Source organism: Bacillus sp. FSL W7-1582 (genome assembly GCF_038593325.1).
Taxonomy (GTDB): domain Bacteria; phylum Bacillota; class Bacilli; order Bacillales; family Bacillaceae; genus Bacillus; species Bacillus altitudinis.
In genome coordinates this window covers 797151-810960 of sequence record NZ_CP151987.1, presented here as the reverse complement: position 1 = coordinate 810960, position 13810 = coordinate 797151, and the positions used below count along the sequence as shown (strand labels likewise).

At 39.6% G+C, this 13810-nt stretch carries 16 protein-coding genes; 4 read left to right on the top strand and 12 right to left on the bottom strand.

Annotated features, from left to right (window positions below; translation table 11 throughout):
* Window positions 1-27: 27 nt before the first annotated feature.
* The 6 genes from NSQ11_RS04040 to NSQ11_RS04015 form a co-directional block, all read right to left on the bottom strand.
* The gene (locus tag NSQ11_RS04040; RefSeq protein ID WP_046526911.1) at window positions 28-597 is read right to left on the bottom strand and encodes a hypothetical protein; all 570 of its coding nucleotides are present in this window, start codon (window positions 595-597) and stop codon (window positions 28-30) included.
* A 239-nt stretch (window positions 598-836) separates the two neighbouring features.
* The gene (locus NSQ11_RS04035; RefSeq protein ID WP_046526910.1) at window positions 837-1667 is read right to left on the bottom strand and encodes a DNA alkylation repair protein; all 831 of its coding nucleotides are present in this window, start codon (window positions 1665-1667) and stop codon (window positions 837-839) included.
* A gap of 190 nt (window positions 1668-1857) precedes the next feature.
* The gene (locus NSQ11_RS04030) at window positions 1858-3045 is read right to left on the bottom strand and encodes an MFS transporter (RefSeq protein ID WP_335358027.1); all 1188 of its coding nucleotides are present in this window, start codon (window positions 3043-3045) and stop codon (window positions 1858-1860) included.
* A gap of 26 nt (window positions 3046-3071) precedes the next feature.
* Window positions 3072-3899 carry a MerR family transcriptional regulator gene (locus NSQ11_RS04025; RefSeq protein ID WP_342501276.1) on the bottom strand — a complete coding sequence of 276 codons (828 nt, stop codon included), beginning with the start codon at window positions 3897-3899 and terminating at the stop codon, window positions 3072-3074.
* 140 nt (window positions 3900-4039) lie between these two features.
* A complete protein-coding gene (locus NSQ11_RS04020; protein ID WP_046526907.1) occupies window positions 4040-4363 on the bottom strand; it encodes a carboxymuconolactone decarboxylase family protein in 324 nt (107 codons plus the stop codon).
* A 26-nt stretch (window positions 4364-4389) separates the two neighbouring features.
* On the bottom strand, window positions 4390-4779 hold the full coding sequence (locus tag NSQ11_RS04015; RefSeq protein ID WP_046526906.1) for a tautomerase family protein: 390 nt from the start codon (window positions 4777-4779) through the stop codon (window positions 4390-4392).
* A 111-nt stretch (window positions 4780-4890) separates the two neighbouring features.
* Between NSQ11_RS04015 and NSQ11_RS04010 the strand changes: the two genes are divergently transcribed.
* Window positions 4891-5775 (top strand): LysR family transcriptional regulator, encoded by an 885-nt coding sequence (locus NSQ11_RS04010; protein ID WP_058214335.1) that lies wholly within the window; start codon window positions 4891-4893, stop codon window positions 5773-5775.
* A 29-nt stretch (window positions 5776-5804) separates the two neighbouring features.
* On the opposite strand, the gene NSQ11_RS04005 is transcribed toward NSQ11_RS04010, so the two are convergent.
* From NSQ11_RS04005 to NSQ11_RS03990, 4 genes are all read right to left on the bottom strand, one after another.
* On the bottom strand, window positions 5805-6218 hold the full coding sequence (locus NSQ11_RS04005; RefSeq protein ID WP_144684861.1) for a DUF6508 domain-containing protein: 414 nt from the start codon (window positions 6216-6218) through the stop codon (window positions 5805-5807).
* A 147-nt stretch (window positions 6219-6365) separates the two neighbouring features.
* Window positions 6366-7124: a methyltransferase domain-containing protein gene (locus tag NSQ11_RS04000; protein WP_048002093.1), complete on the bottom strand. Its 759-nt coding sequence runs from the start codon at window positions 7122-7124 to the stop codon at window positions 6366-6368.
* A gap of 444 nt (window positions 7125-7568) precedes the next feature.
* Window positions 7569-8960 (bottom strand): 23S rRNA (uracil(1939)-C(5))-methyltransferase RlmD, encoded by a 1392-nt coding sequence (rlmD, locus tag NSQ11_RS03995; protein ID WP_046526917.1) that lies wholly within the window; start codon window positions 8958-8960, stop codon window positions 7569-7571.
* 96 nt (window positions 8961-9056) lie between these two features.
* Window positions 9057-9926, bottom strand: a complete 870-nt coding sequence (locus NSQ11_RS03990; RefSeq protein WP_035391333.1) for a DNA-3-methyladenine glycosylase — start codon at window positions 9924-9926, stop codon at window positions 9057-9059.
* Between the two features lie 433 nt (window positions 9927-10359).
* Here NSQ11_RS03990 and NSQ11_RS03985 point away from each other — a divergent pair, with 433 nt between their 5' ends.
* From NSQ11_RS03985 to NSQ11_RS03975, 3 genes are all read left to right on the top strand, one after another.
* Window positions 10360-10872 (top strand): hypothetical protein, encoded by a 513-nt coding sequence (locus NSQ11_RS03985; protein ID WP_017366836.1) that lies wholly within the window; start codon window positions 10360-10362, stop codon window positions 10870-10872.
* 131 nt (window positions 10873-11003) lie between these two features.
* A complete protein-coding gene (gene corA / locus NSQ11_RS03980; protein WP_007496624.1) occupies window positions 11004-11963 on the top strand; it encodes a magnesium/cobalt transporter CorA in 960 nt (319 codons plus the stop codon).
* Window positions 11964-11996: 33 nt separating this feature from the next.
* Window positions 11997-12491: a DUF2716 domain-containing protein gene (locus tag NSQ11_RS03975; RefSeq protein ID WP_041090709.1), complete on the top strand. Its 495-nt coding sequence runs from the start codon at window positions 11997-11999 to the stop codon at window positions 12489-12491.
* Between the two features lie 232 nt (window positions 12492-12723).
* On the opposite strand, the gene pdaA is transcribed toward NSQ11_RS03975, so the two are convergent.
* Window positions 12724-13515 (bottom strand): delta-lactam-biosynthetic de-N-acetylase, encoded by a 792-nt coding sequence (pdaA, locus tag NSQ11_RS03970; RefSeq protein ID WP_039168013.1) that lies wholly within the window; start codon window positions 13513-13515, stop codon window positions 12724-12726.
* 102 nt (window positions 13516-13617) lie between these two features.
* A complete protein-coding gene (locus NSQ11_RS03965) occupies window positions 13618-13809 on the bottom strand; it encodes an SE1561 family protein (protein WP_003218031.1) in 192 nt (63 codons plus the stop codon).
* Window position 13810 lies beyond the last annotated feature (1 nt).

The following is a 13810-nucleotide window of genomic DNA, read 5'->3' as shown; positions in this document are numbered from 1 at the left end:
TTCACCTCAATCTGTTAAGTGATTATCTTATGGAAGGACGAATATGACGATAAAGCCGAATAGGATGATGATGGTCAAGAAACCTAAAGCCATTGCCATCATATTTGACTCTTTTGTATAACCTTTTAATTCGTGTTTCTCAGTAGATCGATCGATTTTTCTAATTCGAAAAAGCATACTTACATTGATAAGAGCTAAAGAAATAACCAAGAAGAAAATGAGAAAAATAGGTTCTATGTCAAAGAATGGATTCGGTATATTTTGAATATTAAACGACTGAAAGAACATAAGTCCACTCAATATCAATTTCCAAATATTCTCCATCTTTTTTTCTTTGTACCATTCTTTACCCAGTTTCTCCTTTTCATAAATAGCTACCTGCTCGAAAAGAGGAATGAAAGACTTTGTTGTTCCTTTTTTGATAAAGCCCAATACACCTTGAAAAAGCATTAGAATGCCTAAACAAAAAAAGAAATGTGTAAATCGTATTTCAGAAATTTGAATAATCATAAAAAAGATCACCATCATGATGCCAAATATTAAATTAGACGCTGCTATTTGTTTTATTCGCATCTTTTTTAATACAGCTTGTTCCATACTATACTCCTCCCCGTTCAAATGGTTTGATAATCGCTCTATCTGTACTACGTTTTTATCGGAAAAATGTTTCAATATTTTTCCTTTCTATTGTGAATTTGGTTTTTCACACACGAAAAAAGTAAAGAGTAATTCCCTTTACTTTTTCGCTTGCCTCTATGGGTTTAGTCCTATTCTCAAACCGCTGAATTGACTGCTTACTCATTTTCATGGACTGTCTAATCAGTTGATATTAGTGTTTAAAAATTCCCCTTCACAATCGTTCTTTTGGCTTTCTTGACAATTCTGCTAGTTGCTTTTGTATCAGAATCTTTTAACCACTGTTCACACAGGTTTATGACCCAATTTGGTTGTGTTTTACTAGCGTCATTGAGCCAGTTTCCTACAGAATCTTGAACATATGTTGATGGATCAGATTTGAGCAAGTCTAGAATAGGCTGTGCCCTCATTGGCTCTTGTTTTAATGACTCAATATGCTTTGTCCAAACACCTCTTGGGCGAATAGCTTCTACTGAGAATCGGCGAATATTTTCATCATTACTTTTAGCCCATGCTGTTAAATGTTCTATACTTTGATCGAGCTGATCCGTTAGGCTTTCTCTCACTGACATCCACGCAATTTCTCGAACTCCAAAATGAGGATCAGCTGCAAATGGTTGAATGTACGCCAATTTCTCTTCCAAAGTTGATAAACGGGGTTTGTTCATATAAGCAGCCCAACAGCGGACGCTATCAGATACATGGTGAGTAAACGCCTGTAGCACTTCCGCTTGTTTTTCCCCATTCTCTTTCTGCAACACTTCATCTAACAATTGACCGATGAGACGAATTGCTTTCATTCCAGACTCAGCCTTTTGTTGAGTGACATCAGATGATACATCGTCTAAATGATGGTCTAAACCAACGGATGGCAAAACATGATGTAATAACGTCAGATGATTGACAGCCAGCCATTCAGTTAAATTCACACTCTCTATTTTTCCTTGATTCAAAAGGAACAAGACGTCATGAGGGATATCAGTCCCCTTTCGAGCACCTTTTCGATTGATGATCTCTTCGCTGATTTGCATTTATTTTCTCTCCTCATCTAGTGGTTCTTTTGTTTGATATTCATCGTTTTTAAAAGAAATATATGAATGCCTTCAATCTTTGGATATTGCCCCCTATTGTATCAAATAAACAACTTTACTGGTGCATTCTTCAAACCAAAAAGGAACTACCCGAAATAAGTAGTCCCTTCCATACAAAATTGAATTTAAGTTAGCTTCCTTGCTCGATCACCTTCAAACGCATATGTTGAGAAAATCGGTCAAACGCCACCATGAGAATGGTCATGAGTAACGCAAGGAAAACCGTACCGGCGCTGAGCCAACTTAGGTTCAATACAGAGGTTCCGTTTAACACAATCCCCCCTACCCCCGAGCCTAAAGCAAATCCGAATTGAATAAATGATGTATTGACACTTAATGCAATATCAGGAGATTTCGGAACAAGGGTTACAAGATATAGCTGCTGAGCTGGTGATGTACTCCATGTTGCGATCATCCATATCATGATAACAGCCACCATGACCACGAGATTCCCTGTGACAAATGCTAGTAGCATGAGCATCATGATTTGCAAGATGATGCCAGAAAAAATCGTGAAGATGGGTCCTTTTTTATCTGCTGCCATCCCTCCAAGGCTTGATCCTAAAAAGCTGCATATTCCCGCTAGTAACAAAATGCCACTGATTTCTGTGATGCTTAGGTTGGCTGATGCTTGCAGGAAGGGCGTTAAATAGGTAAATAAAGTCGAATATCCCCCTACATAGAATAACGTGACTGCCACTGCAAGCAATATTCGCTTGTCTTTTAAAATCGATAATTGCATACGAAGCGTCACCGGTTCTTGTTCTTTCATAGAAGGGATCCGCCTATACACCACAATCAGCGGAATAAGCGTGATCACTCCAATGGCTGCGAATAATGCTTTCCATCCGATCATACTGCTTAGAAATGTCCCGATTGGAACGCCTAAAACCAAGGAGCTGCTTAATCCCATTAAAATGATGCCAATGGCTGTTCCTCTTTTTTCTCGTTCCACAAGACGAGTTGCAACCGCCATCGCCACTACAATCGCCGTTCCCCCACTGATTCCTTGTAAAATTCTTGTGATCATGACCATTTCAAACGAATGGCTGATACTTGTGATAAAGTTACTTAAAATAAAAATGATCAGCGTCCATGTTAATATTTTTCTGCGGTCCATATTGATGGTTAGTGCGATGACAATCGGTGCACCGATTGCGGCCGAAAGTGCTAAAGATGTGACCAATAAGCCAGCAGTAGACGTTGTGATATGTAAATCATGTGCGACCATTTGAATAATGCCAGTAATGATGTATTCGATCGTTCCGATTAAAAAAGCTGCTAAAGCAAGTAAATAGACAACGGTTTTATTTTGCATCGTGACGTTTCTCCTTTGGGCCATGTTTACGATTTGATTTCATTTTTAATAGGAATTTGAATTTCAATGAGTCTGCCTTCTTCATTTTCTGACAATGGGTAATAGATTTCTCGGCCCGGCTGATCATCTTTCACGCGGTATCCGTTATGTTCGATCCATGTCGCCAGGTCAACACAAGCAGTTTGTGCAGATGGAGAATGTGAATGAAATAAGAGTGTCGCCATGGTGTCTTCTGCAGGTAACGTGCGAATTGTCATTCCCTGAGGAAGAGAGCACCTGAACGATTTGACGGAATACCCCACCTCAAATTCGAACTCACTTTCTTTATCCAGTGATTCTCTCCATAGCACCACTTGTGGTCCCGAGATCGATTCTTGTTGATGTTTATGTAATAAATGATGAAACATTTGAAAGAATGATGGGATCTCATCAACAGTTCCGTTGGATTGAAAAGACATGATGCGTTTGCTTTCAACCGATTTGATGATGACCTCCTGTTCTTTTTCAACACACCCCTCTCGTTTGATGAGGTGCATCCGCTCCTTAATACGGGCTAATTTCTGTTGTTCTTTTTCGATCAATTGCTGAATCTCACTCTCTTTCAAGAGAAACATGCCCTGAATTTGCTCTACCGAAATATCTTCACGAAGAAGCTGCCCCATTTGCTTTAACGTAAAGCCTAATTCCTTATAGAGAAAAATTCGATTGACCTCAAGCAGCTGTTCAGCTGAGTAATAACGGTATCCCGAATCTTGATCGATCTGCTGAGGCTTTAATAAATCAATTTGGTCATAATACCTTAAGGTTTTGACAGGCACTTTACTTAACATAGAAAAATCGCCGATCTTGAACATCCTGCATCTCCTCCGATTTGTTGATCTGATCACAGTATAAACCTTTCAGTAAAGGGGAAAGTCAATAGAAGATTTTAAAATACAATTTATTCGCATATAAAAAAGCCCTATCTCAAATAGGGCTCGTTGTTTGATGAATTTTATTTGTCCTCCAAAATATGTTTAGCCGCTTCTAGTGCTGAAGCTGCTTTAGGCCATCCGATATAAAAACTAAGATGAGTGATGACTTCAATCAATTCGTTCTTCGTGACACCATTTTCTTTGGCAAGATGTAAATGGTATTCCAGCTGATTCAGACTGCCCGTACTTACTAAAGCTGAGACTGTAATCATACTGCGATCTCTAAGAGAAAGTTCCTCCCTTCTCCATAAATCTCCAAAGAGAACTTTTTCTGAATACTCAACAAATGCTGGAGCAAAATCTCCGAGAGTGAATTTTACAGTTTGCTTGATTGGTTGATGCATAGCTATTTCCCCTTTCAATCGTTCCGTTACTTGATCATCTGCGCAAGCCCTTCTCCAAAGGACCAATTTTCCAAGCCTGTCTCAATCAGCATAATGAATACATTTTCTTTTGATATATGGAGTTTGTTATACAACTGGTCAGCTATTTCCTTATATAAAGATTGCTTCTGTCCCTCGGTTCTTCCTGAACCACATGTAATTTGGATATATAAAAGACAATGATCTCTTTCATGACGAACAAGATAATGGGGATCATAAAAAAATTCTTCTTTCTTATGTGAACTGAATACCTGAAAGTAGTCTTTTTTAGGAACTTGAAATTCTTTTATCAGAGCCTTCATGATCGTTTGGCTAATAGAAGTTAAGCTTTCTTTATCGTACTCATCTTCCATATAATTGACTTTTACAAATGGCATGTATGTCATCTCCCTTTTTCTGTCTCACTTCATTTTACATCCCAATACTCGTTTTATATAATTGAATAATATATAAAAACGTATTCATATATCGAATGGAGAATATTAGAAATGGACCTAAAAGAGTTAAAAGCATTTCAAGCCGTGATTCAGGAAGGGACCTTCTCAAAAGCCGCTCAAAAATTGAATTATGCACAGTCGACCATAACGAATCAGATTAAACGATTAGAAAAGGAGTTAGGATTTCAATTGTTTGTAAGAGGATGGGAGGCTGAATTAACCCCTTCAGGACAATTGTTTGCCAAAGAGATTGATCAGTTGATACTCCATTGGCATTTTGTATTAGAGCAATCACAAAAACTCCAAAAAGAAGAAATCGGAACCTTGAATATAGGCGTCATAGAACCAATTGCTGTCTCTATTCTTCCTTCCGTCCTTCAAACATTCAGAAAGCAAAAACCGAATATCACATGCCACTTTATCATCGGTAATACAGATTTCCTTCACAAGCAGCTCCTCCAGGGGGAGATCGATTTTGCTATTGCAGGGGAACCTGTGATGAACACACTTCCGTTTGAGGAGTTGTACAAGGAGGAAATGTCTTTTATTATTGCAAAACAGCAGGCAGATCAAGTTGGAACGATCTCATTGATCAAGGAACTTTATGAACAGCCTCTGATCATAGGCGGGGAAAGTTGTTTATATCACATGAAGTTACAAAAGGAACTTTCAAGAATAAATGTGGAGCCCTTCACTTATACCGTCAGCCAGATTTCAGCCATTCCATCATTTCTAAAGGGATTTCCCTCTGTCGGCGTCGTCCTTTCCTCTACCCCATTATCAGACGAGTTTGTGAAAATTCCAATTGAAATGGAGGACCCTTTTATCCCGATAGGAGTCTTAACTCATAAGGACCCCCATCTCTCTCTGGAAAACACCAAGCAGCTGCTGCTTAATCTATTTCGTCAAGAAGCGGAGCAATTCACATGCTCGTGATCTCGTATCAAAAACAAAAAACCTAGATTTCATACATCTAGGTTTTTTAATCTTTCAAGCCATTTCAAGATCGCTCCACTTTTAAAGAAATTGAATATGGCTCCCTCACTAAATCGCTCAGCTCTCAAAACCCCCATGATGAGAGCAAGTACACACTGTGCATTTAAATTTGAAATGTCCACATGCTCCATATCGTTCGTTCCCCATTCAATGCCATTTTCTTTGAGGATTTCTCTATAGTGGATAAGTTCCATTTCTTGATGCTGTTCTGCAAAGGTATAGACATCTTCAATAAAGCGTTGGACCGTTTCTGAATAATTCACAAAAGGCATCTGGATTGGGCGTTCAGCTGTTCCATCATTTTCTTGATCGATCACCCATTCTCCGATATGATCCTCCTGAAGCTTCGGTATGTATTTTGTCAGAATCTCAAATTGACTCATCGTTATCCTCCTCTATTTTTTTAGAATGCTTTCAAGTCCGACAATAATAAAAGGAAACATTTTCAGGCCATGTATCGTGCATACAGGAATGACATTAGTTCAGAATTAAGATGGAGCCTTCAAATAGATCGAAGGCTCCATTTCCAACTAAATTGCTTTAGCTAAAATCATAAATCGGTGTTGTTTTGCGTCAAAATAACCCTTTTGTTCAATGGTTTTATGAATGGTGTATAATTCATCCTTGAAATTACTTATTTCAAAACCTGGCACTTGCCAAGGAATTGCTTTTAGATAATACACCAATGCTCCGATATCATAAAATCTTAGAATGGGGAACTCTTCAGCACTTTTCAACACCTCAAAATGATTCTCCTGTATCTCTTTTAAAGCTAGCTTTAAGTTCCAATCAATAAATTCTTCATTTATTGGTACCCTTAGATTCTCATTAATCTCTATGCAATCGAGTCCACCGACTTGTTGAGTTAGAAAAATACCTTCTTTCGAGATAATTCTTCTCACCTCTTGAGATGAAAATGACTCATGTTGATTGATGATAAGATTAAATTTTCCAGTCTCAAACGGCAAATTTTCATCATTAGAAATTTGAACTACCTTAACTCCTAAAGGGGTTAATCGTTCTTTTGCGACAGGTACATTAGGTAAGTAACCTTCTGTAGCATAAACTGATGTTGGAAAAGGTCTTAATTTTGATAAAAACTCTCCACCACCTGTTCCCATGTCCAGCATTGATTTTGCACTTTGAACAAGAGAAGTAGCTATACTACCATATGACCATGAAAGCAACTCACTTTTCATTCTTCCAGTTTCAGATATGAATGAGAAATCCCACCCAACAAAAGGTTCATCTGCTTGTTTTATAAATGAAGAAAACTGTTTGTCATTCATCATAATCCCTCCAATTATCATTTTGCAGTTTTAATGATTAAATAATAGGTGGGCCTCTTACGAATATATAAAGTTGTTATATTTCATGTTCTTTTAGTCTCATATTCAATAACTCCCTGTAAGAATCTTGATTTTTGACATTCATTCCAAAATTCATTCAACTGATATTTGAGTAAGACATGATTTTGTTTGAGAATCGAGAGTTCATGATGGATGTCTCATTATAGAGGTCTAAGTACAATGATAGAAGAGAATACGAAAAAAGAGCTTAGGAAAAAATAGATTGTTAGTTAAAGTAAAACCCCTCCTGTTGGAAGGGTTTTTTCATTTAGTTACTGCCTTTTCTATTGCTGTTTTCGGTCCACCAATTTCGTCTGCTGTGGGTCCATATATAGTTGGAATCGTTTGAATGCATTTTGGTCTATCATAGCTGTCATTCCCTTTTTATTTAAGAGATAAAGACACTACACACTCCACATGAGCCGTATGCGGGAACATATCAACTGGCTGCATGTATTCGATCTTGTAGTCTTTTGACATATATTCGAGGTCTTTTGCTAGTGTAGATGGGTTGCAAGAGACGTAGACAAAGCGTTTTGGTTTGACTTGTTTGACGGTGTCTAGGAAAGTGCGTTCGCAGCCTGTTCTTGGCGGGTCGACGACGATAACGTCAGGACGGAAGCCTTCTTTGACCCATTTTGGCAGCCAGTGTTCAGCTGTGCCTGTCACATAAGTTGCGTTTTTCATGCCGTGTTTTTTGGCATTTTTCTTCGCGTCATCAATTGATTCTTTGATGACATCCATACCTCTTACTTCTTTTGCTCCATCTGAGAGCCACATTCCAATGGTTCCAACACCGCAATACGCATCGACTACCTTTTCTTTGCCAGTCAGTTTGGCCGCTTTTTTCGCTTCGTCGTAAAGCTTTAATGTCTGCTTCGGATTCAATTGGAAGAAAGCCCGTGCACTCAATTCAAATGAGACGTCTCCTAAAAATTCTTGGATGACCATGTTGCCAGCTAGGAGCGATGTTTTATGCCCAAAGATGACTGACGTTTTTTCGCCATTGATATTGTGCATAATAGACGTCACTTCTGGCAGACGTTTTTGAATGGCTTCGGCGATTTCTTTTTTCTTTGGAAACTCAGGCTTTGATGTGACAAGGACGACTTGTACTTCACCTGTTTCAAAGCCGACACGCACAACAATCGAGCGCACGTCGCCTTTTCTTGTCCGCTCGTTGTAGACAGATACGCCGAATTTCTCTAAAATTTTGCGGACGACGCCTGTTGTTTTGTTCGTTTTCGGATGCTGGACGATACATTCCTTGATCGGAACAAGTTTATGAGAATTCAGCCCATAAAGCCCTGCGATGATGTCGCCGCTATGTGATCTTCCGACTTGGAACTGACTTTTATTCCGGTAGTGCCATGGATCTTCCATACCGATTGTTGGTCTAATATCGATCTTTTCAACCGACAGCTTTGTATGACGCTCCATTGATTGAATTACAATATCGCGTTTTTCCTTTAATTGCTGCTCGTATGCCAAATGCTGAAGCTGACAGCCTCCGCACTCTTCGTATACTGAGCACGGCGGTTTCACTCGATGTTCTGAGCGCTTGCGAACTTTCCTCACCGTACCTTCTGCATATTTCGCTTGAACATTCGTTGCTTCAACTACTACTTCCTCACCTGGAAGTGCACCTGGGACAAAGACCACTTGCTTTTTAAAATAACCGACCCCTTCCCCATTAATGCCAAGGCGTTTAATGGTAAGCGGGAACTGCTGCCCCTTTTGCAGAAGGGCTCCTTGCTGTTTTTCTTTCACGTTTATTCTCTCCGTTCTATTTAAACCTTTATCGGTTGTCCTCATTTTATTCCATCTGAATAGTATATCACGACTTGGACGAAGAGAGAAAATGCCTTTCAATTATTTATCTGTCTCTATACTTCTCCATAAATAAAGGGAGGCGTAGCTTAAATAAGGTGCCCACTCCTTGCTTAAAACTGCCATCTCTTCTTTTGTTGGCTTTTCTGGCAGGTCAAAGTGACGTTTGATCGCATTTTGAATCCCGATATCTGCCATTGGAAAGAGATTTGGTCTTCCTAGTCCATTCATGAGGACATTTTGAACCGTCCAAGGTCCAATCCCTCTAATCGGAAGCAGACGTTCTTCAATTTCAATATCCGTTAAGTCGTGTAATTCCTCTAAATCCAGAGAGCCGCTCACTATTCGCTTTGAGACATCAATCACATATTCCGCTTTTCGCTGACTGAATTGCAGTTTTCTCAAATCGTCGGTTTCAAGTGATGCAATGGTTTTCGGTAAAGGGTCAAACCAGACGCCGTCGATTTGCTCACCATACGTATGAACAAACCGTTTCGTCAGCTCATAAGCAAATGCAAGATTGAGCTGCTGATGAATGATGCATTTCATCAAGCAATGATATAGATGGAAATCCAGCATAAGCGGCGTTCCGATATGACGGTCAAAAATGGGCGCAAGATTTGTTTGAGCAAAATGGTCATGCACAGCATGTAATTGATGTTCCATGCCAAATATCCGCTTCACCTCAGAAAGGATGGCTTCCTCCGGCCCGTTAGCCTGTACCCGGAACGAAGGTGCTTCTTTTGTTCCTGTCGCTTGAACGACTGCAATGTACGGTTTATGATTCAGCCTCATCGGTACTTTGATTTCTCTTTTATCCAGATCGACCGCCTTTAATGGATCGCTCGATAAACGTCTCAGCACTTGATCGAAGTGATAGGGTGGTTCAACCAATAGGTGTTTTTCCCACATGTTTTTCCTCTTCCTTTCTGTCAACACACGCAGATGTGATTGTTTCACTTTGCATGAATGATTCTCTATATTGAATACTTTTAAATATAAAGAGTACAAGAATTTATCAGTTATATCTTCCTTATTTATGGTCATTCTCCTTTTGGATAGATGAAAATTTTTAGTCGAATTCAGCTAAAATTCGACAGCAATCTTCAACATTTTAGGATCATTTTCCTTAAATTAGAAATAGAACCTATGGGTGATATCTTCTATTTCAAAAATATTTGTATAATTATGACATATCAAGGAGGTGAACAAAGGAATTAGCGGATTAGGCAATCATTTGTTTCATCTTGCAGGAACATATTTACCTCATTGATAACCGGCTTCACCTAGTTTCACGTTTTACTAAAAGAAGACCCAAAATTTAAAAACAAAGGAGATCCGACCAATGAAAAAAACAATTCTTTCTGTTGCCCTTGCCACTGCTGTTTCTTCGACACTACCAGTATTCGCTGACGCTGCTGAAAAAACATCATCAGCACCCGTCTCTACTACACTACAGCAAACTGTTTTAAACAAAGCTGCTGAAGGTAAAGCTGGAACGACAGCTAGTCCTAATGTTAACGTCAATTTTGATGTCCTTGGAATTGCCAATGCAATCATTAACGCAGTAAATGCAAATGCCAACCGTTCTGGATTCGTTAAAGGTGTAATGGAAAGCACATTCTATGCTGCTGGCGGCAGATATAACGTCATGGTCTTTAACCTAAGCCAAAACTATGAAGACCGCTTTAATGGTGTGAAAACTTTCGCTACTGCTAACCTTGGTAATGTTGTTTACGGTATTTGGGTTTTTGAGAGCGGTACATTTAAAAACAACGGCGATGGCGGCTGGGATAACTGGGCATTTAGAGGCTGGTTTGACCGTCAAAATAAATTCGTTACGTTCCACCGTCCTTAATTCTCGCTTTATCCATCAATCATACACGCACATTGGACCGATCTCAGCGATGAGATCGGCTTTTTTATGGTGAAAACGTATAAGTTCACCGCTGCTGCTTCATGATATAATGCAAGTCTGGAGGGGTGCACATGCTGAAAAAACTTGCAGTGACAAAAAACGGCGACTTGATTGAACATGCAACATTGCAGCAGCTTTCAAGCCCTGACATTGCCTGGTATTGGATTGATTTTTATGCGCCAACGGAAAAGGAAGCAGCACTGTTAAAGGAATTTTTTCAGTTCCATCCGCTTGCGATTGAAGATTGCTTCCATTATTTACAGCGGCCAAAGCTTGATTTTTATGAAGGGTATTTATTTTTCGTCCTTCATGCCCTCAATCAAAAAACACTTCGATCTGAAGAAGTCGACCTGTTTGTTGGAGAAAACTATATCGTTACTTTTCATTTGAAGGAAGCACCCTACATTGATCGAGTCATTCGAAAGCTCAAAGGGTCTGATAAAGCGCGAGAGAGCGGTCCAGAGCATATGGCTTATATGCTGATCGACCAGCTCGTCGATGATTATTTTCCTATTATTTATCAAATTGAGGACAGGCTCAATGAAATCGAGGATGAAGAAGGGCATAAAACGTATGGTACATTAATGAACGAAGTATTCGGTATTCGATCCGATTTGCTCAAACTGCGCAGAACCATTATCCCGATGAGGGACCTCTTATATCGAATTGTGAACACGAATATGATGAAAAGCGATGCAAACCGGCAAGCATATTTTAATGATATTTATGATCATCTATTGAAACTAACAGAGATCGTTGAGTCAAATCGTGATATGACAGCCGATTTACGAGATAGCTATCAAACACTAAATTCCAACCGAATGAATGCCATCATGATGACACTGACCATTGTCTCGACGATTTTTATTCCACTGACCTTTATTGTTGGGGTATATGGGATGAACTTTGATAACATGCCTGAATTACACTGGAAATATGGCTATTTTGGCGTACTGATTTTCATGGGTTTGCTTGTCTCAGGGATGCTTTTGTGGTTTAAACATAAAGGATGGTTTAGGATTTTCAAATAGTTTTTTGAGAGAAGTGCTTGAAAGGGAGATACTATGGAAAACTGGATTCCACTGACAGACAAAGAACTAAAGTACGCATGGAAAACATTTGATCAAAAGTTTAAATTTAACCCAAGCATCTCTCGCTTTCCCGGTTTTCAAGCACCATCTCCTTACATCACATATGATATCTCTGCTTATTTCGAGGACCCTTCTCTCCTAAGTGCGGATGAAGACCTTGAAAAGAAGGCACTGCTGTCTTTTCAGGAGAATATCACCGGAACCGGCGAATATATGCAGGTACTTGATTGGCAGCACGAATGCTATTGGATCACACCATACGGCTCATTTGAAAAAGATGAATTTGGAGAATGGAGAGTTCCTGTGCTCCCAAATGGGGATTACTATTTCTTTTTATCAAAAGAGATGACCTGGGGTTTACTAGGACATCCTTGGGAGCAAAGCATCACGATTTTCGGTGAGGGCTTGATTGACTCCTTTACTCGTCATCGTCCCCTTTTGTTCCAACGTAAAATAAGAGAAGGATAAGTCAAAAAGCTTGCAGTGTCTGCAAGCTTCGGATTGTTGACAAAGGGCTAAAATGAACTTGATTTTAGCCCTTTGTCTTCGTTTCAGCGTGATAGAAAACCTTTGAATTCTAGGAAGGACGAGTACCGGCGCGGAGCGAATTTGACATTCGTGAGCACCGGCACGCAGGACTGACAAAGAATGCGAGGGTTTGTCTACACGCTGAAACTTGCAGATGTCTGCAAGCTTTTTTCTATAGCTGAGGGAGATGCCATACTTTTTCAAGCATGAGATCGTCTAAGCTTTTAAAGGTATATCCTTGTTTTTTTAAAGCAGTGATGGCATCATCAAGTGCCTCGGCATTGTCCCTTGAAACGGTATGAAGTAAGTAAATGGCACCCGGATGCGCCTGTTTCATCATTTGATTGTACGCATACTGTTTTCCTTTTTGATGGTGGATGTGCCAATCTACAAACGCTACTGACCAGAAAACGGTTTGGTAGCCAAGCTGTTTCGTTTCCTTTAGTACCCTTTCACTGAACACCCCGCGCGGTGGACGAAGGTAGAGGTTATCTTGTTTTCCTGTGATTTTGTATACCGCTTCATTGACACGATCTAGCTCTTCTTTGATTTCTTTCGTGCTCTTTGTTGTTAAATCTGGATGGTGATAGGAATGGTTGCCAATAATATGACCTTCCTCTGCCATACGTTTGACGAGCTTGGGCTGGTCCTTTACAAAGTGCCCAGTCACAAAAAAGGTGCCGGGTACTTGATGCTTTTTCAGCACGTCCAAGATTTTGGGTGTGTATCCATTCTCATAGCCATTGTCGAATGTAAAATAAATCTCTTTCTTTTTCGTATTTCCTAAATAGAAAGCATCATATTTCTTTAAGAGTGTCGTCAGTTCCTTGCCGGCATCTGCTGGCTTGTGCTCTTTGCTTTTAGCAAATCCCCAATGAATGGGCTGATTAGACACGGCTTCTAAGTTTGAAAAAGGCATCGATACAAAAAGCGCACATAGACAGATCAGTATGCATTTTTTCATTTACGTCACTTCCCGGTTTTTCTTCTATTGTGCAGAATATACCGGGTACTCATACACTTTTTGACCTGCCAATTTAAAGAAAAAAGCCCGCATCAGCGCGAGCTATTCTTCCTTCCAATCGGTTTTAAACCGTTCATATTTCGCTTCTAGGTCGTCAATCATCTGGATGAGTCTGTCTATATCCTCAACGTCTGTGGATTCAGGATCTAATGAATCAATCACATTCATAAACATATCTAATCGGTTCTTTAAATAATCAACCTGCTGCTCTTTGCTGTCTGCTGCCTTGCCCATA